The organism is Streptomyces sp. JNUCC 64 (genome assembly GCF_054484115.1).
In genome coordinates this window covers 6713695-6739532 of sequence record NZ_CM137015.1, presented here as the reverse complement: position 1 = coordinate 6739532, position 25838 = coordinate 6713695, and the positions used below count along the sequence as shown (strand labels likewise).

Here is a 25838-nt window from a genome sequence, read left to right as displayed (position 1 = left end):
GTACGACACGCTCCGGGGGCTCACCCGCTTGGCGCAAAAGTGTTCACTTGAGCGGGACCCGCGACCCCTGAGCGCGTCGTATCCTCATCGGACATTGCTGCCGAGCCAGGCCGGCAAAACGGCACCACCCCAGCCCGTCCCCGGTACCACGAGCCCGTCGGCACGCCCTTGAACTGGAATCTTGACCGCACGGCAGGCCCCTCGCGGGCCGGGTCGGCGGCCGTTCGACTGGAGAGTTGCACGTGGCCGGGCGCATCGAGGATTACGCACTCATCGGGGACATGCAGACCGCCGCCCTGGTCTGCCGGGACGGCACGGTGGACTGGCTCTGTCTGCCCCGTTTCGACTCGCACGCCGTCTTCGCCGGCCTCCTCGGTACCGAGGAGCACGGTTTCTGGCGGCTCGGCCCGGCGCACGGCGACCAGGCCCCGCCGCCCGCGACCCGCCGGACCTATCGCGGCGACTCGCTCATCCTGGACTCCGAGTGGGACACCCCGCACGGCACGGTCCGGGTCACCGACTTCATGCCGCCGCGCGACGGCGCGCCGCAGGTCATCCGGGTGGTGGAGGGCGTCTCGGGCAACGTGCCCATGCGCTCCGCCCTGCGGATGCGTTTCTCCTACGGCCGGGTGGTGCCCTGGGTGCACCGGGTGGACGACCGCACGGTCGCCGTCGCGGGCCCCGACTCGGTCTGGTTCGACACCGACGCCGAGACCTACGGCGAGGACCTGACCACCTACGCGGACTTCAGCGTCGCCGCCGGTCAGCGCGTCGCCTTCACCCTGTCCTGGCAGCCGTCCCACCACGAGCCCCCGGCCCGCCCCGAGCCCGAGGCGGCCCTGGAGGCCACCGCCGGGTTCTGGCGCGAGTGGGTCGACCACTGCACCTACCACGGCCCCTACCGGGAGGCCGTGGTCCGCTCCCTGATCACCCTCAAGGCGCTCACCTACGCCCCCACCGGGGGCATCGTGGCCGCCCCCACCACCTCGCTGCCCGAGGAGATCGGCGGGGTCCGCAACTGGGACTACCGCTTCACCTGGCTGCGGGACGCCGCCATCACCCTCTCCTCGCTGCTGCGCACCGGCTACCGCGAGGAGGCCCGCGCCTGGCGGGAGTGGCTGCTGCGCGCGGTCGCGGGCGACCCGGAGAACCTCCAGATCATGTACGGCATCGCGGGCGAGCGGGAGCTGGGCGAGAGCGAACTGGACTGGCTGCCCGGCTACGAGGGCTCCACCCCCGTCCGGGTCGGCAACGGCGCCGCGCACCAGCTCCAGCTGGACGTGTACGGCGAGGTCACCGAGGCCCTCCACCTCGCCCATATGACCGGGCTGGCCCGCAACGACTACGCCTCCATGCTCCAGCTGAGGCTCATCGGCTATCTGGAGCAGCACTGGACGGAGCCCGACGAGGGCATCTGGGAGGTGCGCGGGCCCCGCCGCCACTTCGTCCACTCCAAGGTGATGGCGTGGGTCGCGGTGGACCGCACCATCAAGCTCATCGAGTCCGGGGACGCGGAGGGCCCGGTGGAGCGCTGGCGGCAGCTGCGCGACGACATCCACCGCGACGTCTGCGAGAAGGGCTACGACAAGGAACGCAACACGTTCACCCAGTCGTACGGCTCGCGCGAGCTGGACGCGTCCCTGCTGCTCATCCCGCAGATGGGCTTCCTGCCGCCCGACGACAAGCGGGTCATCGGCACCATCGAGGCCATCCAGCGCGAGCTGTCCACCTCCGACGGCTTCATCCTGCGCTACCCCACCTCGGGCGAGGACGCGGGCGTGGACGGCCTGGAGGGCGACGAGGGCGCCTTCCTGGCGTGCTCCTTCTGGCTCGCCGACGACCTCGCGATGATCGGCCGGGTGGAGGAGGCGCAGAAGCTCTTCGAGAAGCTGCTCGCCCTCCGCAACGACCTCGGGCTCCTCGCGGAGGAGTGGGACCCCCGTCTCCAGCGCCAGGTCGGCAACTTTCCGCAAGCTTTCAGCCATGTTCCGCTGATCGACACGGCCCTCAGGCTCACCGCCTCGGGCGCCTACGGGGGCTGATCCCCCGGCCCCCGGCGGTCCCGTCCGCCGGGGGCTCACCCCACCCCGGCGGGCCGGACCGGACCCGGATGCCGCGCCCTCCGACGGGCGGGTAGCGTCCCAGCATGGACACTCGGGACGGGACGGACACCCAGGGCGGAATCACCGTGCGACGGGCACTGGAGCTGCCGGGGCTGCGGGGCGGGCTCCCCGAGGTCGTCGCCTGCCCCGACCGGCTGCACCGCACCGTGCGCTGGGTCCACGCGGGCGAGGTGCCCCACATCGCGTCCCTGCTCAAGGGCGGCGAACTGCTGCTCACCACCGGGCTCGCCCTCAGCACCCGCCCCGCCGACCAGCGGGCGTTCGTCCGGGAACTCGCGGAGCGCGGCATCGCCGCCCTCGTCGTCGAGCTGGGCCCCCGGTTCACCCGGCTGCCCGGACCGCTGGTCGAGACGGCCCGCACGGTGGGCCTCCCCCTGGTCCAGCTGCACCGCGAGGTGCCCTTCGTGGCGGTCACGGAGGAGGTCCACACCGAGATCGTCAACGGCCACTACGCGCTCCTCCAACGGGCCGACGAGGTCGCCCACCGCTGCACCCGGGCGCTGCTCGGCGGCGGGGGCGTCCCCCGGGTGCTGACCGTCCTCGCGGAGTTCGCGGGCAACCCGGTCTTCCTGGAGACCCCGGACGGGCAACTGCTGTACGCCGCCGGAGCGGGCACCGGCGGCGCCGATCCCCTCCAGGTGTGGGAGCGGCTGCGCGGCGGACGCGACGCCCGCGCCGGGGAGCCGCCCGCCGGTGCCGTCCTCGTGGACGTCCCGGGCGACGGCCCCGGCCCGGGTGCCGTCCGGGCCCGGCTGGTCCTGCTGCCGGTGGCCGCCGACCCGGCGCCCGTGCACCGGATCGCCGCCGAGCGCGCGGCGGACTCGCTGGCGGTGGCCCTGATGCAGGCCCGCCAGGAGGAGGAGCTGGCGGCACGCGGCCGGGGCGACTTCCTCACCGATCTGGCCGAGGGCCGGGTGGATCCCCGGGACGCGCCCGCCCAGGCCCGGGTGCTCGGTTTCCGCCCCGGTGACGCGCCGCTGCTGCCGGTCGTGACCCGGCTCCCCGAGGGCGGCGGACTCGCGGCGGGCGGCTGGGCGGTGCTGGCCCGCGCGGTCGCCGGGGAACTGGCCGCCACCGGCGTACCCCTGCTGCTGGGGGTGCGCCCGGTGGAGGGCCGGGTTCCGCTGCTGCTGGCGCTGCGCTCGCGGGAGGAGCGCGAGACGGTCGCCGACCGGGTCGCGGCGGCGCTGCGGGCGGGCGTCGAGCGGGCCGGGGCGGGCCGTCCTGGGGGCCGGGCACCCGTCGTGGTGGTCGGCGCCCCGGGCGACTGGACGACCGCACCGGCGGGGCTGCGGCACGCGGCCGAGGCCGCGACCGCCGCCCAGGGTCTGGACGACCGGCCCTGGCACGACGCCCGGCGCCTCGACATCGACCTGCTGCTGTGGCGGCTGCGCGGCCATCCCGACCTCGCCGCGTTCGTGGACCGCGCCGTGGGACCGCTGCGCGAGCACGACCGCACCGCCCGGCCCCCGCTGCTGCCGACGCTGGAGAGCTATCTGGCGCACGCGGGACGCAAGGCGGAGACCGCCCGTGAACTGCACCTCAACCGGCAGACCCTGTACAACCGGCTGGCCCGGATCGGCGAGCTGCTCGGCACCGACCTGGACGATCCGCAGACCGTCCTGGCCCTGAGCCTCGCGCTACGGGCCTGCAGACACACGGGCGCCGGATGAGCCCGGGGCGCGCACCGGGCAGAGACGCGTGCCTGAGGACCCTGGACGGGCACCCGGCGGCTCCAAGGCGGCCAGGCGACCGGACCGAACGGCAGGGCGACCGGACGGACCAGGGCCGCGGTCAGCGCAGCAGCGGCCCGGTCAGCTCGTCGTAGACGCTCAGCACCTGAGCCACCGTGTCGTCCTCGGTGGGCCAGGTCGCGGCCTGGGCGAACCCCCGCTCCCGCAGCCACTGCCGCCGGGCCCGGTCGCCCAGCAGCCGGACGACCGCCTGCCCCAGGGCCACCGCGTCCCCGTAGGGCACCAGCTCCGCCGCGTCCCCGACCAGTTCGGGGGTGCCGCCGACGGCGGTGGCGATCAGCGGGACGCCCGAGCGCAGCGCCTCCTGCGCCACCAGGGACCGTGCCTCCCACCGGGCCGCCAGCAGCACCGCGTCCGCTCCGGCGAGCAGATCGGGCACGTCCCGGCGGTGTCCGAGCAGCCGCACCGGAAGCGACTCGGCCTCGATCCGCCGCTGGAGCGCCGCCCGGAGCGGCCCCTCCCCGGCGATGACCACCAACGGCGCCGGATCGAGGCCCAGCCACGCGTGCGCGGCGTCCAGCAGGGTGTCGTACCCCCGGCCCTCGTCCAGCGAGCCGACGGCGACCAGCAGGGGGCGTTCCACCGCGCCCAGTTCGGCCCGCGCCTTGTACGGGGCGACGTCGGTGTCGTCGGGGTGCGGCTCCCCACCGGGGGCGCCCTGGCGGGCGGGGAACGCGGCTGCGGCCAGCCGGGCGTCCCGGGCACCCCGGTGTCTGGCGCGGTCCACTAAATCGCCGCAGGTCCCGAGCACCACGGACGCCGATCTGACGGCCCGGCGCTCCATCAGCCGCACGGCCTTCGCCCGCGCGCCCCGGGCGAAGGGGCGCTCGTGCCAGGTGACCACGAGCGGCACCCGCCGCCCGCCGAGGGCGAGCGCGGCCCGGAACCCGGCGTTCACCCCGTGCGCGTGCACCAGGTCCGCCTCCGCGCAGACCGCGCGGAGCGCCGCCACCGAACCCGGGTCGCTCCGGCGCGGGATCGGCACCTGGGAGGCTCCGACGGCGTCGAACGCGTACGCCCGGCCCACCTCGGCGGGCGCGCACACGGTGACCCGCACGCCGCGCGCCACCAGTCCGGCCGTCAACGACCACACATGGGCGCCGCTTCCCGCGCTCCCGCCACCGAGCACCTGCACGGTACGCAAGGGCGTCTGACCGTGCGGCGCGTGGGTGATCACCGGGGCGGAACTCCTGTTTCGGCGGGGGACGGCCACGGAGGGGCGCGTCACGGGGAAGGCGTCACGGTAGGGCTCGGCACGGGCGGCGGAACGGCGGTGCTCGGAGTGAGAGGCACCCCGCCAAGGATGCCATCCCGCACGAGCGTTCCGTTACCGCTCGACTCCACGAGGTGGCAACACCGAGGTCACACCAGTCACCTTCACTCGTTCAGGTGACACCCGCTCAGGCCTCGACGTCCTTCGTCACGGTGCTCGCCCCGCCGGACGAGGGTGCTCACCTGGCCGGACGGCAGAACGGGCCGCCCCACCAGGGGAAACGGCTCCCCGTCCACCGTCACGGCGACGCCCGGACGTCTGTGGTAGCGCCCGTCCCACGCCCTGGGCGGCCATCGGGGCCGCTCCCGTGGAACGCCCGGGACGCACCCCGCACCGCGCCGACGACCCCGAGGTACCGAGGCCCCCGGAAACGACACCGACCGTGCCCGCCTCCTGAGGAGACGGGCACGGTCGGGACGGGACGGGCTGTCCCGGACGTCCGCTCAGCCGTCCGCGCGGGCCGCCGCGAGGAGTTCCTCGGCGTGGGCGCGGGCGGTCTGGGAGTCCTCCTGTCCGGCGAGCATCCGGGACAGCTCCCGGACCCGGTCCTCGCCCTCCAGGACCTTCACCCCGGACCGGGTCACCGACCCGTCATGGGTCTTCTCCACCAGCAACTGCCGGTCGGCGAAGGCCGCGACCTGGGGGAGGTGGGTGACGACGACGACCTGGGCGGACTTCGCCAGCCGGGCCAGACGCCGCCCGATCTCGACCGCCGCCTTGCCGCCGACCCCCGCGTCGACCTCGTCGAAGAGGTACGTGGGCACCGGGTCCGTGCCCGCGAACACGACCTCCACGGCGAGCATCACCCGCGACAGCTCACCGCCGGACGCGCCCTTGGCGATGGGCCGGGGCGGGGCGCCCGGGTGGGGCGCCAGCAGCAGTTCCACCTCGTCGGTGCCGGTGGGCCCGTAGGCGACGGTCCGGCCGTCGACCTCCACGCCGTCCGGGTCGTCGGTCTGCCGGATGTCGACCCGCACGCGCGCGTGGGGCATCGCCAGGGACGCCAGTTCGGCGGTCACCGCGTCGGCGAACCGGGCGGCCGCCTCCTGACGGGCCCCGGTCAGGGTCCGGGCGAGTCCGGCCAGTTCGCCCCGCAGCGCGTCGCGCTCCTCGGTCAGCTCGCCGATCCGGTCGTCGTCCCCGTCGAGTTCCAGGAGCCGGACCGCGCCCCGCTCGGCCCAGGCCAGCACGGCGGCGGTGTCCTGCCCGTCACCGCCGTACTTGCGGGCCAGCTGGCCGAGGGCGGCACGGCGCTCCTCGACCGTCGCGAGCCGTAGCGGATCGGCGTCGAGGTCGTCGGCGTACCCGGCGAGCTCACCCGCCACGTCGCCCACCAGGATGCCGATCTCACCGATCCGGTCCGCGAGCGCGGCGAGCGCCGGATCGTACGAACGCACGGCCTCCAGGGCCCGGTGCGCCCCGGCCACCAGGGTGGCGGCGTCGATGCCCTCGGGGTCCTCGGGGTTCCCGGCGAGCGCCGCGTGGGCGACGGTCGCGGCGGAGGCCAGCGCCTCGGCGTGCCCGAGCCGCTCGGCCTCCGCGCCGAGTTCGACGTCCTCCCCCGCCCGGGGCGCCACGGCCTCGATCTCGTCGAGACCGAACCGCAGCAGTTCCGCCTCGCGCGCCCGCTCGCGCGCCCGGGTGGTCAGCGTGTCGAGCTCCCCGGTGACGGCGCGCGCCCGGCGGTACGCGGTGGCGTACCGGGCCAGCGGGACGGCGACCGCGTCCCCCGCGTACCGGTCGAGGGCCTGGCGCTGCCGGGAGAGCTTGAGCAGCCCCTGCTGGTCGGTCTGGCCGTGCACCGCCACCAGGTCGTCCGCGAGCTCCGCGAGCACGCCTACGGGGACGGAACGCCCGCCCAGGTGGGCCCGGGAGCGGCCCTCCGCGGAAACGGTACGGCTGACCAACAGGACGCCGTCGTCGAGCTCCGCGCCCGCCTCCTCGGCCCGGGCCGCCGCCGCCGCGTCCGAGGGCACGCTGATCCGGCCCTCCACGACCGCCGACTTCGCGCCGATCCGCACGAGGGCCGGGTCGGCGCGCCCGCCGAGCAGCAGGCCCAGGCTCGTGACGACCATGGTCTTGCCCGCGCCGGTCTCGCCCGTCACGGCGGTGAAGCCGGGTGACAGCTCGACCACCGCGTCGTCGATGACCCCGAGCGACCGTATCCGCATCTCCTCCAACACGGACACGACCTTACGAGGTCACGGCCCCGCTGTGCGACGGACCCCGCCCCGGTTCGACGAAGACGCAGGTGACGAGCGCCACGTGGCGGAGGGTGTCACCCCTGGGGGTGGCCCGTCGGCACCACCCCGCCCCACGCGCGGCACGGCACACGTCCGCTGCCGCCCCGGCGAGCGGCGACCGGCGACCGGCGAGCGGCGACCGGCGACCGGCGAGCGGCGACCGGCGACCGGCGACCGGCGACCGGCGACCGGCGACCGGCGACCGGCGACCGGCGACCGGCGACCGGCGACCGGCGACCGGCGACCGGCGACCGGCGACCGGCGAGGGACAACGGCTGGGGTTCCCCTGCGGTTCTCCCCCCAGCGGGCGGGGTTCCCTGTGGTTTTCCGCAGCCGGACCGTGCGGTCGGCCTCATGGTGCCGGGGCCCGGCCGGAGCGCACGCTGGACGGCATGAGCAGCCGAACGCCCCGGACCGCCGACCGACCCTCCGCGCGCCCCGCCCTTCCCGTGCCCCGGACGACCCGCCCGGGCGCCGGGCCGGGCGGCTCAGTGCGGGGCGCCCCGCCAACCGGACACGGGCAGCGCGAACTTGGCGACGAGCCGGTCGGTGAACGACGCGTGGTGCAACCGCGCCAGCCGGACGGGCACCGCACCCCGCCGCACCTCGATCCGGGCGCCGGGCGGCAGCTCGATGGTGCGACGGCCGTCGCACCACAGGACCCCCTGCGGGGTGTGCGGCTGCACCTCGACGGCGAGCACCGAGTCCGGGGAGGTCACCAACGGCTTGGCGAAGAGCGCGTGCGCGCTGATCGGCACCATGAGCAGCGCCTCCACCTCGGGCCACACCACGGGCCCGCCCGCGGAGAAGGCGTAGGCGGTGGAGCCCGTCGGGGTCGCGCAGACGATGCCGTCGCAGCCGAAGCCGGTCACGGGCCGCCCGTCGATCTCCAGGACCACCTCCAGCATCCGCTCCGGCGACACCTTCTGAACGGCCACCTCGTTCAGCGCCCAGTCGGTGTGCACGACATCCCCGTTGCGGTGCACGACGACGTCGATCGTCATGCGTTCCTCGACCTCGTAGGCACGGGTCACGACCCGGTCCACGACCTTGTCGAGGTCGTCGCGCTCGGCCTCGGCGAGGAAGCCGACCCGGCCGAGGTTGACCCCGAGCATCGGCACCCCGGAGGCGCGCGCGAACTCCGCGCCCCGCAGCAGGGTGCCGTCACCGCCGAGGACGATCAGCAGCTCGCAGCCGTCGAGGCAGGCGGGGGTCGCCTCCTGGACGATCTCGACGGACGATGGAAGCGGCAGGTCGGACGCCTCCGCCTCCAGCACGCGGACCCGGAGTCCGGCGAGGAGCAGCCCTTGGACGACGAGTTCGGCACTGCGGATCGCGGCGGCCCGTCCGGTGTGCGCCAGGAGGAATACGGTACGAACTCGGCTCTGGGTCAACGCGGTCCTTCCGCCACTGCACGGTCAATGTCCGCGGGGTCGAGTTCGGGTGCCCCGGCCCGCAGCCACAGAAAGTACTCGACGTTCCCCGCGGGCCCGGGCAGCGGGCTGGCCGTCACCCCTCTTACCCCCAGGCCGAGTTGGGCGGCCTGTTCCGCCACCCGGCGCACCGTCTCGGCGCGCAGTTCGGGGCTGCGGACCACGCCTCCGGTGCCGAGTCGTTCCTTGCCCACCTCGAACTGGGGCTTGACCATCAGCACCAGATCGGCGTCAGCGGCCGTGCAGCGGGCGAGGGCGGGCAGCACCAGGCCCAGCGGAATGAAGGACAGGTCCCCCACCACGAGGTCCACGGGCACCCCGTCGATCGCCTCCAGCGTCAGTTCCCGGACGTTGGTGCGGTCCTTGACCGTGACCCGTTCATCGCTCTGGAGCGACCAGGCCAGCTGTCCGTACCCGACGTCCACGGCGACGACATGAGCCGCCCCCGCGCGCAGCAGCACATCGGTGAAACCGCCCGTGGAGGCCCCCGCGTCGAGGGCCCGCCGCCCTTCGACGACCAGCCCGCCCGGGACGAACGCCTTCAGCGCCCCGGCGAGCTTGTGGCCGCCGCGCGAGACGTAGTCGGGGTCGGCGTCGTCCTGTCTGACGACGATGGCGGCGCTCGTCTCCACCTGGGTCGCGGGCTTGGCCGCGAGCGTGCCGCCCACGGTGACCCGTCCGGCGGCGATCAGCTGACTGGCGTGTTCACGCGAGCGGGCGAGCTTGCGGCGGACCAGTTCGGCGTCGAGTCGGCGGCGTGCCACTCCTGCCACGTTCGGTTCAGCTCCTGTGGTCGTACGAGGGGGCCGGTCCGCGCGGGGGCGCGGGGACCGGGGGGCCGGTGCGTTCGTCGAGCGCGGTCAGCGTGTCGCGCAGGCCCTCGTGGACATCCTCGTACACCGCGAGGTGGCCCTCGGTCGCGAGGTGGTCCACCTCGGCCAGCCTCCGGAGGTGGGCGTCGGTCTCCGGACGCCCGGTGGACGACCGTTCGACACCGAGGGGTCCCGGCACCGCGGGCGCTTCCGGGACCGTCGGCTCAGGAACCACCGGGACCGGCTCCCCTGCGGGACCGGCCCCCGATTCCCCGGGCGGCGCCACGGGACCGGGACCGGACCCCGTCGGCCCGGCCCCCGAACGAGACGGAAAGTCGCTGCTCATGCCCCGACGCTACCCCGAAGCACTGGGGTAACGTCGGTCCCGATGACCACGATCGAGGAGTGCCGCGCCGCACTCGACCGACTCTCGGAGAATCTGGCGACCGCCGACGGCGGCGTACGGGGTGTCGCCGCGCTGGACCGCTCCCTCACCTGCCACATCACGGACCTGGACGTGACGTTCACGGGACGGCTGAGGGACGGTCGGATCGAGGTGCTGGACACGACGCCCGGACCCCCGCCCGAACGGGCGCGGATCCGGCTCGCCATGACCGGCGACGACCTGGTGGCCCTGGTCGACGGCCGTCTGGACTTCGCCAGGTCCTGGGCCTCGGGGCGGATCAAGCTGGAGGCAGGGGTACGGGACCTGCTCAAGCTCCGCACCCTGCTCTGATCCCGGATGATCCCGGCCCCTCCCCCGCCCGCCGCCCGGACCCGCCGGTCCGTACGATCCGGCCGGAGGCTCGGGGACGGCGGCGCCTAGAGACCGAGACGGCCCAGGGCCGCCGTACCGTCCAGGGCGCAGCTCCCGTCCCCGGCCGCCGTCCACGCCGCCGCGCACAGGGCGCGCAGACCGTCCAGCGCGGAGTCCGGCCCTTCCGGCCCGCCCGAGACCTCCAGCCGCTCCGGTCCGGCCCACGCGGTCCAGGCGCCGCAGCGGAAGGCCCCCGGGCGGTCGCCCTCCCCGGCCACCACGTCCGGCTGCCCGGTCAGCAGCCCGCGCAGATCGGCGTCGACATAAGTGGGCCGGTGCTGGGGTGGGGCGGCGAGCAGCAGGGCCCCGTCGGTCACCCCGGTGAGGACGAGCAACGAGTCCACACCCCCGTTGAACGCGCCCTCGATGTCGGTGTCCAGACGGTCGCCCACGACGAGCGGACGGCGCGCGCCCGTCCGCAGGACCGTCTCCCGGTGCATGGGCGGCAACGGCTTGCCCGCGACCCGGGGTTCGGCGCCGGTGGCGATCCGGACGACCTCCACCGCGGCGCCGTTCCCGGGCGCGATGCCCCGCCCGCTGGGAATCGTCAGATCGGTGTTCGAGGCGTACCAGGGCACTCCCCGGGCGATGGCGTAGCTGGCCTCCGCGAACCGCCCCCACGGCAGCTCGGGACCGCCGTAGCCCTGGACGACGGCCACCGGGTCGTCGTCCGCGGACTCCACCGGGGTGAGCCCCCGCTCCCGCAGCGCGACGCGCAGCCCCTCGCCACCGATCACCAGGACCCGGGCCCCCTCGGGCACGTCCTCCGCGATGAGCCGGGCCACGGCCTGCGCCGAGGTGATGACCTCTCCGGCGGCGGTCGGTATGCCCAGCTCGGTGAGGTGACCGGCGACCGCGTCGGGCGTCCGCAGCGCGTTGTTGGTCACATAGGCGAGCCGCATCCCCCGCGTACCCGCCACGTCGAGGGCGTCGACGGCGTGGGCGATGGCGCTGCCCCCCGCGTACACCACCCCGTCCAGATCCAGCAGTGCGGTGTCGTACGCCTCGTTCAGGGGGCGGGCACTGCCCTCTGGCCTGGTCCGGACGGTCTGGCTCATCGTTCTCGCTCCTCGTCGCTCGCGCTCCCCCGATCATCCCCCACCACGACGGCCGACTTACGATGCCCCAATGAACGACGCGGGTGCCGGGCGACCTCGGCCGGACGACCAGACGGCCCGGGGCCTGGAGCTCACGCCCTTCCGAGGGGTGCGCTACGTCCCCGAGAAGGTCGGCAGCCTCGCCGCCGTGACCTCGCCCCCGTACGACGTGGTGGTGCGCCCCGACGGTCTGCACCATCTGGAGTCCTCCGACCCGCACAACATCGTCCGGCTGATCCTCCCCCAGGCCGTGTCCCCCGCGGCCCGCACCGAGCGGGCCGCCGACACCCTCGGACGCTGGCTGGCGGACGGGGTCCTCGCCGCCGATCCGGTGCCCGGCCTGTACGTGTACGAGCAACGGGACGGCGAGCACCTCCAGCGCGGGGTCATCGGCGCGCTGCGACTGTCGGAGCCGTCCGAGGGGGTCGTGCTGCCCCACGAGGACGTGATGGCCCCGGTGGTGGCGGACCGCGCGGCCCTGATGCTGGCGACCAACGCCAACCTCGAACCCCTCCTCCTCACCTACCGGGGCGACGAGACCGGCTGCGCCACGGCTTCTGTCGTGGACCGGGTCGCCGGGCGGCCCCCCTTGCTGACGACGACCACGGAGGACGGGGTGCGGCACCGCCTGTGGTCCGTCACCGCCCCCGGCGAGGTCAAGGAGATCCGCGCCGACCTGGCGCGCCACCAGGCCCTCATCGCGGACGGCCACCACCGCTGGGCGACCTATCTGCGGCTACGGTCGGCCCACCCGTCGCCCAGCCCCTGGGACCAGGGCCTGGTCCTCCTGGTCGACACCGTCCGGTATCCGCTGCGGGTCCGCGCCATCCACCGGCTGCTGCACCGACTCCCGCTCTCCCGGGCCCTCGACACGCTCGACGGACGCTTCCGGGTGCGCACCGTGGAGGGCCCCCTCGACCGGGCGATGGCCGTCCTGGGCGGGGCGGCGGCCGAGGGCAACGCCTTCCTGCTCACGGACGGCGGCACGTTCCACCTGGTCGACCGGCCGGACCCGGAGCTGTTGCGCCGCACGGTCCCGCAAGACCGTCCGGCGGCGTGGCGCTCCCTCGACGCCACCGTGCTGCACTCCGTCCTGCTGGACCGTCTGTGGGGCGTCCCCGACGGCCCCGAGCAGATCTCCTACATCCACGACACGGCGGCCACGGTCGCCCTGGCGGAACAGAACGGCGGCACAGCGGTCCTGCTGCACCCCGTGCGGGAGGACGTGGTCCGCGAGCTGGCGCGGCAGGGCGTCACGATGCCGCGCAAGTCGACCTCGTTCGGCCCGAAGCCGGCCACCGGACTGGTCCTCCGCCACCTGGGTCTCTGAACCGCCCGCCGAAACGACCGAGGGGCGGACTTCCGTGAAGTCCGCCCCTCGATTCATCGCCGGGCCCTGAACCGGGCCCGCTCACTCATCACCCGGAGTCCCGGGCCTCGCCGCCGTCCTCGCCCCGAGGCGCCTGGACACCCTCGTCATCGGCGTCCTCGTCGAGGTCCTCAGCACCATCGACGGCCGCCTCGACAGCGTCATCGCCTTCGGCGTCCTCGTCGGCCTCGGCCTCGGTGGCGTCGTCGACCTCCGTGACGTCGTCCTCGTCGCTGAGGTCGTCAGCGGCCTCAACGTCCTCGGCGGCACCGTCCGACCCGGGAGCGGTCTCGTCCTGAGCAACCTCGACGCCCTCGACGCTCTCGTCCAGGGCGTCCACGAACTCGACCCCGTCCAGCTCGGCGAGCCGGTCAGAGGCATCAGTCGTGCCGTCCTTGTCGGACTCGATCGCCTTGGCGAACCACTCACGGGCCTCGGACTCGCGACCGGCGGCCAGCAGGGCGTCCGCGTAGGCGTACCGGAGCCGCGCGGTCCACGGCTGCACGGAGTGCGATGCCAACTCGGGGCTCTGGAGGGTGACGATCGCCGCGTCCAGCTGGTCCAGGTCACGCCGCGCGCCCGCCGCGACGAGACGCATCTCGACCTGTCCCGCCTTGTCGAGCTTGTGCACCTCGGGGGCACCGGCCATCTCCAGCGCCTTCTCCGGACGCCCGAGGCCCCGCTCGCAGTCGGCCATCAGCGGCCACAGCTCCACGTTGCCGGTCATCCGCCGGGCGGCACGGAACTCCGCGAGCGCCTCGGTGTACTTCTGGTTGGCGTACGCCGCGAAACCGGCCGCTTCCCGCACGGCGGCGACACGGGACGCGAGCCGCAGCGCGATGCGGGAGTAGGCGTAGGCGCCCTCGGGGTCCTCGTCGATCAGCCGGGCGACCATGACGAGGTTCCGCGCGACGTCGTCGGCGAGCGTCTTCGGCAGGCTCTGCAGCTCCTGCCGCACGTCCTTGTCGATCTCCTCGCCCGTCACGTCCTCGGGGATGGGAAGCCGCTTGACCGGCTCACGGTCCCGGTCCCGGTCGTCCCGGCCCCGGTACCCACGGTCGTCGCCCCGCTCGCGGTACCCACCGGGGCGTCCGCCACGGTCGTCGTCCCGCCGCGGCCCGCGCCCACGATCGTCCCGCCCACGGAACCCGCCCCGGTCACCATCACGGCCCCGGTCGTCGCGGCGGAAACCGCCACGGTCGCCACCGGACGGACGGTCGTCACGACGGAACGGAGGACGGTCACCATCACGGCGGAAACCACCACGGTCCCCATCACGCCCACCACGGTCATCGCCACCCCGGTAACCACCACGGTCCCGGTCATCACGACGGTCATCCCGGCGATCGTCACGCCGGAAGCCCGGACGGTCCCCGTCGCGCCCACGGTCGTCACGGCGGTCGTCACGGCGGAAACCGCCACGGTCGCCGCCGGACGGACGGTCGTCACGACGGAACGGAGGACGGTCACCATCACGCCCACGGAACCCGCCCCGGTCACCATCACGGCCCCGGTCGTCACGGCGGAAACCGCCACGGTCGTCATCGCGACGGAACGAGGGACGGTCACCGTCGCGGCGGAAGCCCGGACGGTCGCCGTCGCGCCCACGGTCGTCACGGCGGTCATCGCGACGGAACGAGGGACGGTCACCGTCCCGCCCACGGAACCCGCCCCGGTCACCATCGCGCCCACGGTCGTCGCGGCGGAAGCCACCACGGTCGCCACCGGACGGACGGTCGTCACGACGGAACGGAGGACGGTCACCGTCACGGCGGAAACCACCACGGTCCCCATCACGCCCACCACGGTCATCGCCACCCCGGTAACCACCACGGTCCCGGTCATCACGACGGTCATCCCGGCGATCGTCACGCCGGAAGCCCGGACGGTCCCCGTCACGGCCACGGTCGTCACGGCGGAAACCGCCACGGTCGCCGCCGGACGGACGGTCGTCACGACGGAACGGAGGACGGTCACCATCACGGCGGAAGCCCGGACGGTCGCCGTCGCGCCCACGATCGTCACGGCGGTCATCGCGCCGATCGTCACGACGGAACCCACCACGGTCACCACCGGACGGACGGTCATCGCGGCGGAAACCGCCACGGTCGCGGTCGTCACGGCGGAACGGCGGACGTCCGCCACGGTCGCCGCCTTCGCGCCGGTCACCGGAACCGCCACGGTCCCGGTCACGGTCGAAGCGGCCCCGGTCGTCACGACCGCGCTCGCGATCGTCACGACGGCCGTATCCCGCCCGGTCGTTGTCGCGTCGAGGACCGCCGCGGTACCCCCCACGGTCGCCGCTGTCCCGCCGCTGCTGGTCCCGTTCCGGCCGGTCGTCGGGAGAGTTGGTGGACATCGGTGACTCCTGTCTTCGGTACCGCAGTCATTCTCGCGCAGCCGTATGGCTGGCGCTCCTCAGAAAAACAAAAAGGACCCTTGGTCCCAGCATGTGCGCTGGGACCAAGGGTCCTAGAAAGATTGTTCGGCGGCGTCCTACTCTCCCACAGGGTCCCCCCTGCAGTACCATCGGCGCTGAAAGGCTTAGCTTCCGGGTTCGGAATGTAACCGGGCGTTTCCCTAACGCTATAACCACCGAAACCCTATCAGTCACCTCGCCCAGGGCGAGGGAAAACGAACAGGATTCAGCGAACAAGCACACTCTTCAATTGATTAGTGCTGCCGTTCAGCCGACACAACTGTTCGTTGCCTGAGAACAAACACAGTGGACGCGAGCAACTGAGGACAAGCCCTCGGCCTATTAGTACCAGTCAACTCCACCGGTCACCCGGCTTCCATATCTGGCCTATCAACCCAGTCGTCTACTGGGAGCCTTACCCCATCAAGTGGGTGGGAGCCCTCATCTCGAAGCAGGCTTCCCGCTTAGATGCTTTCAGCGGTTATCCCTCCCGAACGTAGCCAACCAGCCATGCCCTTGGCAGGACAACTGGCACACCAGAGGTTCGTCCGTCCCGGTCCTCTCGTACTAGGGACAGCCCTTCTCAAGACTCCTACGCGCGCAGCGGATAGGGACCGAACTGTCTCACGACGTTCTAAACCCAGCTCGCGTACCGCTTTAATGGGCGAACAGCCCAACCCTTGGGACCGACTCCAGCCCCAGGATGCGACGAGCCGACATCGAGGTGCCAAACCATCCCGTCGATATGGACTCTTGGGGAAGATCAGCCTGTTATCCCCGGGGTACCTTTTATCCGTTGAGCGACGGCGCTTCCACAAGCCACCGCCGGATCACTAGTCCCGACTTTCGTCCCTGCTCGACCCGTCGGTCTCACAGTCAAGCTCCCTTGTGCACTTACACTCAACACCTGATTACCAACCAGGCTGAGGGAACCTTTGGGCGCCTCCGTTACTCTTTAGGAGGCAACCGCCCCAGTTAAACTACCCATCAGACACTGTCCCTGATCCGGATCACGGACCCAGGTTAGACATCCAGCACGACCAGAGTGGTATTTCAACAACGACTCCACAACCACTGGCGTGGCCGCTTCAAAGTCTCCCACCTATCCTACACAAGCCGAACCGAACACCAATATCAAACTGTAGTAAAGGTCCCGGGGTCTTTCCGTCCTGCTGCGCGAAACGAGCATCTTTACTCGTAGTGCAATTTCACCGGGCCTATGGTTGAGACAGTCGAGAAGTCGTTACGCCATTCGTGCAGGTCGGAACTTACCCGACAAGGAATTTCGCTACCTTAGGATGGTTATAGTTACCACCGCCGTTTACTGGCGCTTAAGTTCTCAGCTTCGCCACACCGAAATGCAGCTAACCGGTCCCCTTAACGTTCCAGCACCGGGCAGGCGTCAGTCCGTATACATCGCCTTACGGCTTCGCACGGACCTGTGTTTTTAGTAAACAGTCGCTTCTCGCTGGTCTCTGCGGCCACCCCCAGCTCAAGGCGCGAAGCCCATCACCAGAAATGGCCCCCCTTCTCCCGAAGTTACGGGGGCATTTTGCCGAGTTCCTTAACCATAGTTCACCCGAACGCCTCGGTATTCTCTACCTGACCACCTGAGTCGGTTTAGGGTACGGGCCGCCATAAAACTCGCTAGAGGCTTTTCTCGACAGCATAGGATCATCCACTTCACCACAATCGGCTCGGCATCAGGTCTCAGCCTATTGAGTAGCGGATTTACCTACCACTCGGCCTACACCCTTACCCCGGGACAACCACCGCCCGGGCTGGACTACCTTCCTGCGTCACCCCATCACTCACCTACTACCACCTCGGGTCACCGGCTCCACCACTCCCACCCACAGCAAAACTGGAGGCAGGCGGCTTCACGGGCTTAGCATCAGAGGATTCAATGTTTGACGCTCTACAGCGGGTACCGGAATATCAACCGGTTATCCATCGACTACGCCTGTCGGCCTCGCCTTAGGTCCCGACTTACCCTGGGCAGATCAGCTTGACCCAGGAACCCTTAGTCAATCGGCGCACACGTTTCCCACGTGTGTATCGCTACTCATGCCTGCATTCTCACTCGTGAACCGTCCACCACTGCCTTCCGGCGCGGCTTCACCCGGCACACGACGCTCCCCTACCCAACCCAGCGGGCGTTGGCCCTATATGCTGGATTGACACGACTTCGGCGGTACGCTTGAGCCCCGCTACATTGTCGGCGCGGAATCACTAGACCAGTGAGCTATTACGCACTCTTTCAAGGGTGGCTGCTTCTAAGCCAACCTCCTGGTTGTCTCTGCGACTCCACATCCTTTCCCACTTAGCGTACGCTTAGGGGCCTTAGTCGATGCTCTGGGCTGTTTCCCTCTCGACCATGGAGCTTATCCCCCACAGTCTCACTGCCGCGCTCTCACTTACCGGCATTCGGAGTTTGGCTAAGGTCAGTAACCCGGTAGGGCCCATCGCCTATCCAGTGCTCTACCTCCGGCAAGAAACACACGACGCTGCACCTAAATGCATTTCGGGGAGAACCAGCTATCACGGAGTTTGATTGGCCTTTCACCCCTAACCACAGGTCATCCCCCAGGTTTTCAACCCTGGTGGGTTCGGTCCTCCACGACCTCTTACAGCCGCTTCAACCTGCCCATGGCTAGATCACTCCGCTTCGGGTCTTGGGCATGCTACTCAAACGCCCTATTCGGACTCGCTTTCGCTACGGCTTCCCCACACGGGTTAACCTCGCAACACACCGCAAACTCGCAGGCTCATTCTTCAAAAGGCACGCAGTCACGACACAAGAAAGCAAGCTTCCCTGTGCGACGCTCCCACGGCTTGTAGGCACACGGTTTCAGGTACTATTTCACTCCCCTCCCGGGGTACTTTTCACCATTCCCTCACGGTACTATCCGCTATCGGTCACCAGGGAATATTTAGGCTTAGCGGGTGGTCCCGCCAGATTCACACGGGATTTCTCGGGCCCCGTGCTACTTGGGTGTCTCTCAAGCAAGCCGTCAATGTTTCAGCTACGGGGGTCTTACCCTCTACGCCGGACCTTTCGCATGTCCTTCGCCTACATCAACGGTTTCTGACTCACCTCACAGCCGGCAGACTGTAAAAGAGAGATCCCACAACCCCCTGCATGCAACCCCTGCCGGGTCTCACACATACAAGGTTTAGCCTCATCCGGTTTCGCTCGCCACTACTCCCGGAATCACGGTTGTTTTCTCTTCCTGCGGGTACTGAGATGTTTCACTTCCCCGCGTTCCCTCCACATGCCCTATGTGTTCAGGCAAGGGTGACAGCCCATGACGACTGCCGGGTTTCCCCATTCGGAAACCCCCGGATCAAAGCCTGGTTGACGACTCCCCGGGGACTATCGTGGCCTCCCACGTCCTTCATCGGTTCCTGGTGCCAAGGCATCCACCGTGCGCCCTTAAAAACTTGGCCACAGATGCTCGCGTCCACTGTGCAGTTCTCAAACAACGACCAACCACCCGTCACAGCCCGCCGAAACAGACCTTTACCGGGGTCGGCAACCGAAGACCCAGCCATCACGGCCGTGCCCTCAGACACCCAACAGCATGCCCGGCCCGTACCCGTCCGAAGATCACGCGTTCCACACTCCGAAGAGCAGTACTAGCGGCCTCCGGCCCGAATAACAGGCCGAATAGTCAACGTTCCACCCATGAGCAACCAGCACCGGACATTCGCCGGTGTACTGGCCTCTGACCGGGATCATCCGAAGACGACCACGGTAAGAAGTGCTCCTTAGAAAGGAGGTGATCCAGCCGCACCTTCCGGTACGGCTACCTTGTTACGACTTCGTCCCAATCGCCAGTCCCACCTTCGACAGCTCCCTCCCACAAGGGGTTGGGCCACCGGCTTCGGGTGTTACCGACTTTCGTGACGTGACGGGCGGTGTGTACAAGGCCCGGGAACGTATTCACCGCAGCAATGCTGATCTGCGATTACTAGCGACTCCGACTTCATGGGGTCGAGTTGCAGACCCCAATCCGAACTGAGACCGGCTTTTTGAGATTCGCTCCACCTCACGGTATCGCAGCTCATTGTACCGGCCATTGTAGCACGTGTGCAGCCCAAGACATAAGGGGCATGATGACTTGACGTCGTCCCCACCTTCCTCCGAGTTGACCCCGGCGGTCTCCCGTGAGTCCCCAACCGGCCGAAACCGTTGCTGGCAACACGGGACAAGGGTTGCGCTCGTTGCGGGACTTAACCCAACATCTCACGACACGAGCTGACGACAGCCATGCACCACCTGTACACCGACCACAAGGGGGGCACCATCTCTGATGCTTTCCGGTGTATGTCAAGCCTTGGTAAGGTTCTTCGCGTTGCGTCGAATTAAGCCACATGCTCCGCCGCTTGTGCGGGCCCCCGTCAATTCCTTTGAGTTTTAGCCTTGCGGCCGTACTCCCCAGGCGGGGCACTTAATGCGTTAGCTGCGGCACGGACAACGTGGAATGTTGCCCACACCTAGTGCCCACCGTTTACGGCGTGGACTACCAGGGTATCTAATCCTGTTCGCTCCCCACGCTTTCGCTCCTCAGCGTCAGTATCGGCCCAGAGATCCGCCTTCGCCACCGGTGTTCCTCCTGATATCTGCGCATTTCACCGCTACACCAGGAATTCCGATCTCCCCTACCGAACTCTAGCCTGCCCGTATCGACTGCAGACCCGGGGTTAAGCCCCGGGCTTTCACAACCGACGCGACAAGCCGCCTACGAGCTCTTTACGCCCAATAATTCCGGACAACGCTCGCGCCCTACGTATTACCGCGGCTGCTGGCACGTAGTTAGCCGGCGCTTCTTCTGCAGGTACCGTCACTTTCGCTTCTTCCCTGCTGAAAGAGGTTTACAACCCGAAGGCCGTCATCCCTCACGCGGCGTCGCTGCATCAGGCTTTCGCCCATTGTGCAATATTCCCCACTGCTGCCTCCCGTAGGAGTCTGGGCCGTGTCTCAGTCCCAGTGTGGCCGGTCGCCCTCTCAGGCCGGCTACCCGTCGTCGCCTTGGTGAGCCGTTACCTCACCAACTAGCTGATAGGCCGCGGGTTCATCCTGCACCGCCGGAGCTTTCCACCCGCCCCCATGCAGGGGCAGGTCATATCCGGTATTAGACCCCGTTTCCAGGGCTTGTCCCAGAGTGCAGGGCAGATTACCCACGTGTTACTCACCCGTTCGCCACTAATCCCCGGCCGAAACCGGTTCATCGTTCGACTTGCATGTGTTAAGCACGCCGCCAGCGTTCGTCCTGAGCCAGGATCAAACTCTCCGTGAATGTGTACCCGTAATCGGGTGAACACCACGAGAGCGGAACAAACCGGGGAGGAATATCCCCGACTGTTCACAGCGTCCTCGCTGTGTATTTCTTCAAAGGAACCTCATCACCAGACCTAGCGGTCTAGGTGACGGGGTATCAACATATCTGGCGTTGACTTTTGGCACGCTGTTGAGTTCTCAAGGAACGGATGCTTCCTTTGTACTCACCCCAGCCTCTCGGCTGAAGCTTTCCTCCGGGCGCTTCCCTTCGGTGTTTCCGACTCTATCAGATCTTTCCGATCCGATTTCCTCGGTGCTTTCCAGTCCAGCGCTTCCGCGCTTTCCTTTCCGGCGGTTCCGACTCTATCAGATCTTGTTTCGATCCGATTCCCTGTCGAACGGGATTCCTGCTTGCCTTCCGGGCCTCGCGGCCTTTTCGACATTCACTACGCTAACCGAATCCCTCGGGAAACTCATAATCGAGATCCGGGAACCTGAATTTCGGCACGCGAAAATCAGGCCCCTCAGGGGCTGTCGTAGTAGTGGTTGGCCGCTTCGGCTGGTGGCGTGAAGCCGTTGCCTGTTCAAGCGGCTCGTGCCACGTTACGGATCGGTCAGGGGGGAGTCAAGTTCGGCGGGCGCGGGGGGTGTGGGCCCGGTAGGGGCTGACCGTGGGGTCGCCGTCGGCCCAGAAGCGCCAGGGGTGGACCCCTCCTTCACCGGAGACTCCGGTACGGGGACCGTTCCTCACCAGGTCGGGGGGTACGGGCGTGCCGTGCAGGACGGAGAGCGGGGCGTTCGGGCCGGCACAGACGTCCGTACCGTCGAGGGCTCGGTCGACGTCCAGGGCTGTGGCGAGGCGGGCCGGGCCTTTGGCCAGTTCCTTGTCGCTTCGGGCTGAAAGTCGACGTTTATATGCCGACTCCGCTCCCCTGACGATCTCGCCCGCGCGGAGCAGGACACCGCTGGCGAAGCCCTCCGGGCCGCAGACCAGGTTCAGGCAGTGCCACATGCCGTAGGTGAAGTAGACGTAGGCGTGACCGGGCGGGCCGAACATCACGGCGTTGCGGGCGGTGCGGCCCCGGTAGGCGTGGGATCCGGGATCGATGTGGCCCGCGTACGCCTCGACCTCGGTGAGGCGGAGCTCGATCGGGCCGTCCCGGGAGTTCCGCACCAGGGTGCGGCCGAGCAGGTCGGGGGCGACCTCCAGGACGGGGCGGTCGAAGAAGTCCCGGGGCAGCGGCATACGGTCGGAGGGCTCGGTCATGCGTGCCGAGCGTAGTGGACGGGTTCCGGAGCGGAGCGGTCCGGCGGCCGGGGGCGACCCGGCGCGGAACCGGCCGGGGTCCGTGTGCGTTCCTAGGTGTCAGAGATCGACCAGCACAGGCGTTGTGCCTGGAAGGAGAGTCATGGGTTTCAAGAAGCTGCTCGCGAGCATGGGCGCCGGTGGCGCGTCCGTGGAGACCGTGCTCACCGAGGTCAACGTCGTACCGGGCGGAGTGGTGCAGGGCGAGGTCCGCATCCAGGGCGGTTCGGTGAACCAGAAGATCGAGGCCCTCTCCGTCGGTCTGCAGGCCAAGGTCGAGGTCGAGAGCAACGACCAGGAGTACAAGCAGGACATCGAGTTCACCAAGCAGCGGCTGGGCGGGGCGTTCGAGCTCCAGGCCGGAGCGGTGCACGCGGTGCAGTTCGGGCTGGAGATCCCGTGGGAGACGCCGATCACCCACTTCGGGGGGCAGCACCTGCGCGGCATGAACATCGGGGTGTCGACCGAGCTGGAGATCGCCCGGGCCGTCGACTCCGGTGACCTGGACCCGATCAACGTGCACCCGCTGCCGGCGCAGCAGGCGATCCTCGACGCGTTCGCGCAGCTCGGGTTCCGCTTCAAGAGCGCCGACATGGAGCGGGGGCACATCCGGGGCACCCGGCAGAAGCTGCCGTTCTACCAGGAGATCGAATTCCTTCCGCCGCAGCAGTACCACGGGCTGAACCAGGTGGAGCTGAGCTTCGTCGCGGACGGCACCGAGATGGACGTCGTCCTGGAGATGGACAAGAAGCCGGGTCTGTTCACCGGGGGCGGCGACAGCTTCCGGGCCTTCAAGGTGGGGCTGAACGACTTCCAGCGGACGGACTGGACCGCCTACCTCAACCAGTGGCTGTCGGAGGTCGGCGGAAAGCGCAACTGGTCCTAGGCTCGGCATCCGACGCGGCGCGTTCCCGTGGGAACGCGCGGACCGCAACAGACGCAGGAGGTACCAGGTGACCGAGGACCAGAGGCCGCCGCTCCCCCATGACTTCCACCCGCCGGTGCCCTCGTTCACCGTGGTGAGCGAGGACGTCGAGCCGGGCGGGGTGCTGAAGGACGCCCAGGTCCACGCGGGCGGGAACACCTCGCCCCATCTGAAGTGGGAGGGTTTCCCGGCCGGGACGGGGAGCTTCGCGGTGACCTGCTTCGACCCGGACGCCCCGACCGGCAGCGGGTTCTGGCACTGGACGGTGTTCGACATCCCCTCCTCCGTCACGGAGTTGCCCGCGGGCGCGGGCAGCGGCGCGTTCGCCGGGCTGCCCGAGGGGGCCGTCCAGGTGCGCAACGACTACGGGACGAAGGACTTCGGGGGTGCCGCGCCGCCGGCCGGGGACCCGGCGCACCGGTACGTGTTCACCGTCTACGCGGTGGACGCGGAGAAGCTGGGGCCGGACGCCGAGGCGTCGGCCGCGGTGGTCGGTTTCCATCTGCGGTTCCACGCGCTGGCCCGGGCGCAGTTGATCGGTGAGTACGCGGCCCCCGCCGGGGGCTGAGTTCCGGCGGTCGACCCGGTAAGTCGGCGTTCGCGGGACGTTTGCCCGCCTCTGGTCTTGGAAGTGATCAGAGGCGGGCATTTTTCGTGTCGCGGGCCGACGGTCCACGGCCGTCCCGCTGGTGTCAGCAGTCCCGGGTGCCCGCGGATATTGCGTTGTCCATCCCGTCGGGCCCGGCCAGAGTGGGTCCCGGCCCGCCAGGGGGGCGTGCCGGTCCGTACGGGAGGTGGGCGGAGTGCGTGACACGCTGGTGCTCAACGCGAGTTTCGAACCGCTGTCGACGGTGACCCTGCACCGCGCGGTCGTTCTGGTGCTCCAGGACAAGGCGGTCGTGGAACAGTCCCACCCCGAACTGCGGATGCGGGCGGCGGCCGTGGAGCTTCCGGCGCCGCGGGTGATCCGGCTGTGCCGGTACGTACGGGTGCCCTTCCGAAGACGGGCTCCGTGGTCACGGCGGGGGGTGCTGGTCCGGGACCGGCACCGGTGCGCGTACTGCGGGCGGCGGGCGACGACCGTGGACCATGTGGTGCCCCGGTCGCGCGGGGGCGCGGACTCCTGGCTGAACACGGTGGCCTCCTGCGCCGAGGACAACCACCGCAAGGCGGACCGGACGCCCGAGCAGGCGGGGATGCCGCTGCTGCGGCAGCCGTTCGAGCCGAGTCCCGCGGACGCGATGCTGTTGGCGCTCGGGCTGGAGGGGGAGGCGCTGCCGGAGTGGCTTTCGGACGGTGCCGGGCGGGCGTGGGGCTCCGGGGCCGCCGCGTAACGCCCTCGGTACGGCCGTACCGCCGTGGACGACGACGCCCCCGGACCCTGTACGGGTCCGGGGGCGTCGTGGTGTCCGGGGTCAGTCGAGGGGCGGGGCCTCCCGGCGTTCGGCCGGGGAGGTGGTGGGGCCGGGAATGGTGGGGCCCGGGATGGTGGGGCCGCCGCCGATGTTGCCGAAGGCTCCGGAGAGGCCCTTGAGGGCGTCGCCGATCTCGCTGGGGACGATCCAGAGCTTGTTGGCGTCGCCCTCGGCGATCTTCGGCAGCATCTGGAGGTACTGGTACGAGAGCAGCTTCTGGTCCGGGTCGCCCGCGTGGATGGACTCGAAGACCGTGCGGATCGCCTGGGCCTCGCCCTCCGCGCGCAGCGCCGCGGCCTTGGACTCGCCCTCGGCGCGCAGGATCGCGGACTGCTTCTCGCCTTCGGCGGTGAGGATCTGGGACTGCCGGATGCCCTCGGCGGTGAGGATGGCGGCGCGCTTGTCGCGGTCGGCGCGCATCTGCTTCTCCATCGAGTCCTGGATGGAGGTGGGCGGCTCGATCGCCTTCAGTTCGACGCGGTTGACGCGGATGCCCCACTTGCCGGTGGCCTCGTCGAGGACGCCGCGCAGGGCCGCGTTGATGTCCTCGCGGGAGGTGAGGGTGCGCTCCAGGTCCATGCCGCCGATGATGTTGCGCAGGGTGGTGACGGTGAGCTGCTCGATCGCCTGGATGTAGCTGGCGACCTCGTAGGTGGCGGCGCGGGCGTCGGTCACCTGGTAGTAGATGACGGTGTCGATGTTGACGACCAGGTTGTCCTGGGTGATCACCGGCTGCGGCGGGAACGGCACGACCTGCTCACGGAGGTCGATGCGGTTGCGGATGGAGTCGATGAACGGGACCACGATGTTGAGGCCCGCGTTGAGGGTGCGGGTGTAGCGCCCGAACCGTTCGACGATGGCGGCGCTCGCTTGTGGGATGACCTGGACGGTTTTGATCAGGGCGATGAAGACCAGCACCACCAGAATGATCAGGACGATGATGATCGGTTCCATCGTGGCTCCCCGTACCCTTCGTGCCTCGGCGTTTCCGGACGATCGGAGGATTGTCCGGCTACTTGAAGATCTTTCCGGTCGAGTCTCTCAGAAGGCCGGGCGGTCCGTGAGGTGTTCCGGCCACCCGGGCCTCCCGGTCCGGCGCGCGCGGCCCCGGGAGGGTGAACCGCCGGGCCGTCAGATGACGATGGCGGTGGCTCCGTCGATCTCGACCACGTCGACCTCTTCGCCCACCTCGTAGGTCCGGTCGGTGTCGAGGGCACGGGCGGACCAGATCTCCCCGGCGAGTTTGACGCGGCCGTCCCGTCCGTCGACGCGCTCGGTCACCACGGCCTGACGTCCCCTCAGGGCGTCGACGCCCGAGGCGGTCGAGGGCAGTTGTGACCGGTGCCGGGCCGCGATGGGGCGCACCACGGCGATGAGGGCGACCGAGACGGCCACGAAGACGATGACCTGGAGGACGACACCGCCTCCCAGTGCCGCCGTCACGGCGCCCGCGACGGCCCCGACGGCGAACATGCCGAACTCCGGCATGGCCGTCACCACGAGCGGAATACCCAGCGCCACGGCGCCGATCAGCCACCACACCCACGCGTCGATGTCCACACCGTCAT

The 25838-nt window shown here is 70.0% G+C and carries 17 protein-coding genes, 3 rRNA genes and 1 pseudogene; 7 read left to right on the top strand and 14 right to left on the bottom strand.

Annotated elements, in window-relative coordinates; genetic code table 11:
* Window positions 1-242: 242 nt before the first annotated feature.
* Together ACVWNX_RS27815 and ACVWNX_RS27810 are read left to right on the top strand one after the other, a co-directional pair.
* Window positions 243-2042, top strand: a complete 1800-nt coding sequence (locus ACVWNX_RS27815) for a glycoside hydrolase family 15 protein (protein ID WP_454410933.1) — start codon at window positions 243-245, stop codon at window positions 2040-2042.
* A 104-nt stretch (window positions 2043-2146) separates the two neighbouring features.
* Window positions 2147-3796 carry a PucR family transcriptional regulator gene (locus ACVWNX_RS27810; protein WP_454410932.1) on the top strand — a complete coding sequence of 550 codons (1650 nt, stop codon included), beginning with the start codon at window positions 2147-2149 and terminating at the stop codon, window positions 3794-3796.
* A gap of 121 nt (window positions 3797-3917) precedes the next feature.
* Here the strand turns inward: ACVWNX_RS27810 and ACVWNX_RS27805 are convergent, their stop codons facing one another.
* The 5 genes from ACVWNX_RS27805 to ACVWNX_RS27785 form a co-directional block, all read right to left on the bottom strand.
* Window positions 3918-5054, bottom strand: a complete 1137-nt coding sequence (locus ACVWNX_RS27805; RefSeq protein WP_454410931.1) for a glycosyltransferase family 4 protein — start codon at window positions 5052-5054, stop codon at window positions 3918-3920.
* A 539-nt stretch (window positions 5055-5593) separates the two neighbouring features.
* The gene (gene recN, locus ACVWNX_RS27800; protein WP_454414968.1) at window positions 5594-7321 is read right to left on the bottom strand and encodes a DNA repair protein RecN; all 1728 of its coding nucleotides are present in this window, start codon (window positions 7319-7321) and stop codon (window positions 5594-5596) included.
* A 560-nt stretch (window positions 7322-7881) separates the two neighbouring features.
* On the bottom strand, window positions 7882-8787 hold the full coding sequence (locus ACVWNX_RS27795; protein ID WP_454410930.1) for an NAD kinase: 906 nt from the start codon (window positions 8785-8787) through the stop codon (window positions 7882-7884).
* On the bottom strand, window positions 8784-9599 hold the full coding sequence (locus ACVWNX_RS27790) for a TlyA family RNA methyltransferase (protein WP_454410929.1): 816 nt from the start codon (window positions 9597-9599) through the stop codon (window positions 8784-8786). The genes ACVWNX_RS27795 and ACVWNX_RS27790 overlap by 4 nt, the downstream gene beginning before the upstream one ends.
* Window positions 9600-9606: 7 nt before the next feature.
* Window positions 9607-9837, bottom strand: a complete 231-nt coding sequence (locus ACVWNX_RS27785) for a hypothetical protein (RefSeq protein ID WP_454410927.1) — start codon at window positions 9835-9837, stop codon at window positions 9607-9609.
* A 189-nt stretch (window positions 9838-10026) separates the two neighbouring features.
* Here ACVWNX_RS27785 and ACVWNX_RS27780 point away from each other — a divergent pair, with 189 nt between their 5' ends.
* Window positions 10027-10374, top strand: coding sequence for a sterol-binding protein (locus ACVWNX_RS27780; RefSeq protein WP_454410925.1), 348 nt, complete (start codon window positions 10027-10029; stop codon window positions 10372-10374).
* Between the two features lie 86 nt (window positions 10375-10460).
* On the opposite strand, the gene ACVWNX_RS27775 is transcribed toward ACVWNX_RS27780, so the two are convergent.
* Entirely contained in the window at window positions 10461-11513 is a 1053-nt protein-coding gene (locus ACVWNX_RS27775; RefSeq protein ID WP_454410923.1) for an HAD-IIA family hydrolase, read from the bottom strand.
* 70 nt (window positions 11514-11583) lie between these two features.
* Between ACVWNX_RS27775 and ACVWNX_RS27770 the strand changes: the two genes are divergently transcribed.
* The gene (locus tag ACVWNX_RS27770) at window positions 11584-12882 is read left to right on the top strand and encodes a DUF1015 family protein (RefSeq protein ID WP_454410921.1); all 1299 of its coding nucleotides are present in this window, start codon (window positions 11584-11586) and stop codon (window positions 12880-12882) included.
* An 88-nt stretch (window positions 12883-12970) separates the two neighbouring features.
* Here ACVWNX_RS27770 and ACVWNX_RS27765 read toward each other — a convergent pair whose 3' ends face one another.
* The 6 genes and pseudogenes from ACVWNX_RS27765 to ACVWNX_RS27740 form a co-directional block, all read right to left on the bottom strand.
* Window positions 12971-13879 (bottom strand): tetratricopeptide repeat protein, encoded by a 909-nt coding sequence (locus ACVWNX_RS27765; protein WP_454414967.1) that lies wholly within the window; start codon window positions 13877-13879, stop codon window positions 12971-12973.
* Between the two features lie 681 nt (window positions 13880-14560).
* A pseudogene (locus ACVWNX_RS27760) lies at window positions 14561-15046 on the bottom strand (hypothetical protein); the annotation flags it as partial.
* Window positions 15047-15404: 358 nt separating this feature from the next.
* A 5S ribosomal RNA gene (rrf, locus tag ACVWNX_RS27755) occupies window positions 15405-15521 on the bottom strand.
* Between the two features lie 141 nt (window positions 15522-15662).
* Window positions 15663-18790 (bottom strand): 23S ribosomal RNA (locus ACVWNX_RS27750).
* A gap of 325 nt (window positions 18791-19115) precedes the next feature.
* Window positions 19116-20643: ribosomal RNA gene (locus ACVWNX_RS27745) — 16S ribosomal RNA — on the bottom strand.
* The 16S, 23S and 5S rRNA genes sit together here, the layout of an rRNA operon.
* A gap of 606 nt (window positions 20644-21249) precedes the next feature.
* Entirely contained in the window at window positions 21250-21891 is a 642-nt protein-coding gene (locus ACVWNX_RS27740) for a DNA-3-methyladenine glycosylase (protein WP_454410919.1), read from the bottom strand.
* Between the two features lie 142 nt (window positions 21892-22033).
* Between ACVWNX_RS27740 and ACVWNX_RS27735 the strand changes: the two genes are divergently transcribed.
* From ACVWNX_RS27735 to ACVWNX_RS27725, 3 genes are all read left to right on the top strand, one after another.
* Window positions 22034-22816, top strand: coding sequence for a sporulation protein (locus tag ACVWNX_RS27735; protein WP_454410917.1), 783 nt, complete (start codon window positions 22034-22036; stop codon window positions 22814-22816).
* Window positions 22817-22883: 67 nt separating this feature from the next.
* Complete coding sequence (locus tag ACVWNX_RS27730; RefSeq protein WP_454410915.1) at window positions 22884-23423, top strand: YbhB/YbcL family Raf kinase inhibitor-like protein; 540 nt, start codon at window positions 22884-22886, stop codon at window positions 23421-23423.
* 235 nt (window positions 23424-23658) lie between these two features.
* The gene (locus ACVWNX_RS27725) at window positions 23659-24189 is read left to right on the top strand and encodes an HNH endonuclease (RefSeq protein ID WP_454410913.1); all 531 of its coding nucleotides are present in this window, start codon (window positions 23659-23661) and stop codon (window positions 24187-24189) included.
* Window positions 24190-24270: 81 nt separating this feature from the next.
* Here the strand turns inward: ACVWNX_RS27725 and ACVWNX_RS27720 are convergent, their stop codons facing one another.
* Complete coding sequence (locus ACVWNX_RS27720) at window positions 24271-25224, bottom strand: SPFH domain-containing protein (protein ID WP_454410911.1); 954 nt, start codon at window positions 25222-25224, stop codon at window positions 24271-24273.
* Between the two features lie 177 nt (window positions 25225-25401).
* Window positions 25402-25830, bottom strand: coding sequence for an NfeD family protein (locus ACVWNX_RS27715; RefSeq protein WP_454410909.1), 429 nt, complete (start codon window positions 25828-25830; stop codon window positions 25402-25404).
* Between the last annotated feature and the right edge of the window lie 8 nt (window positions 25831-25838).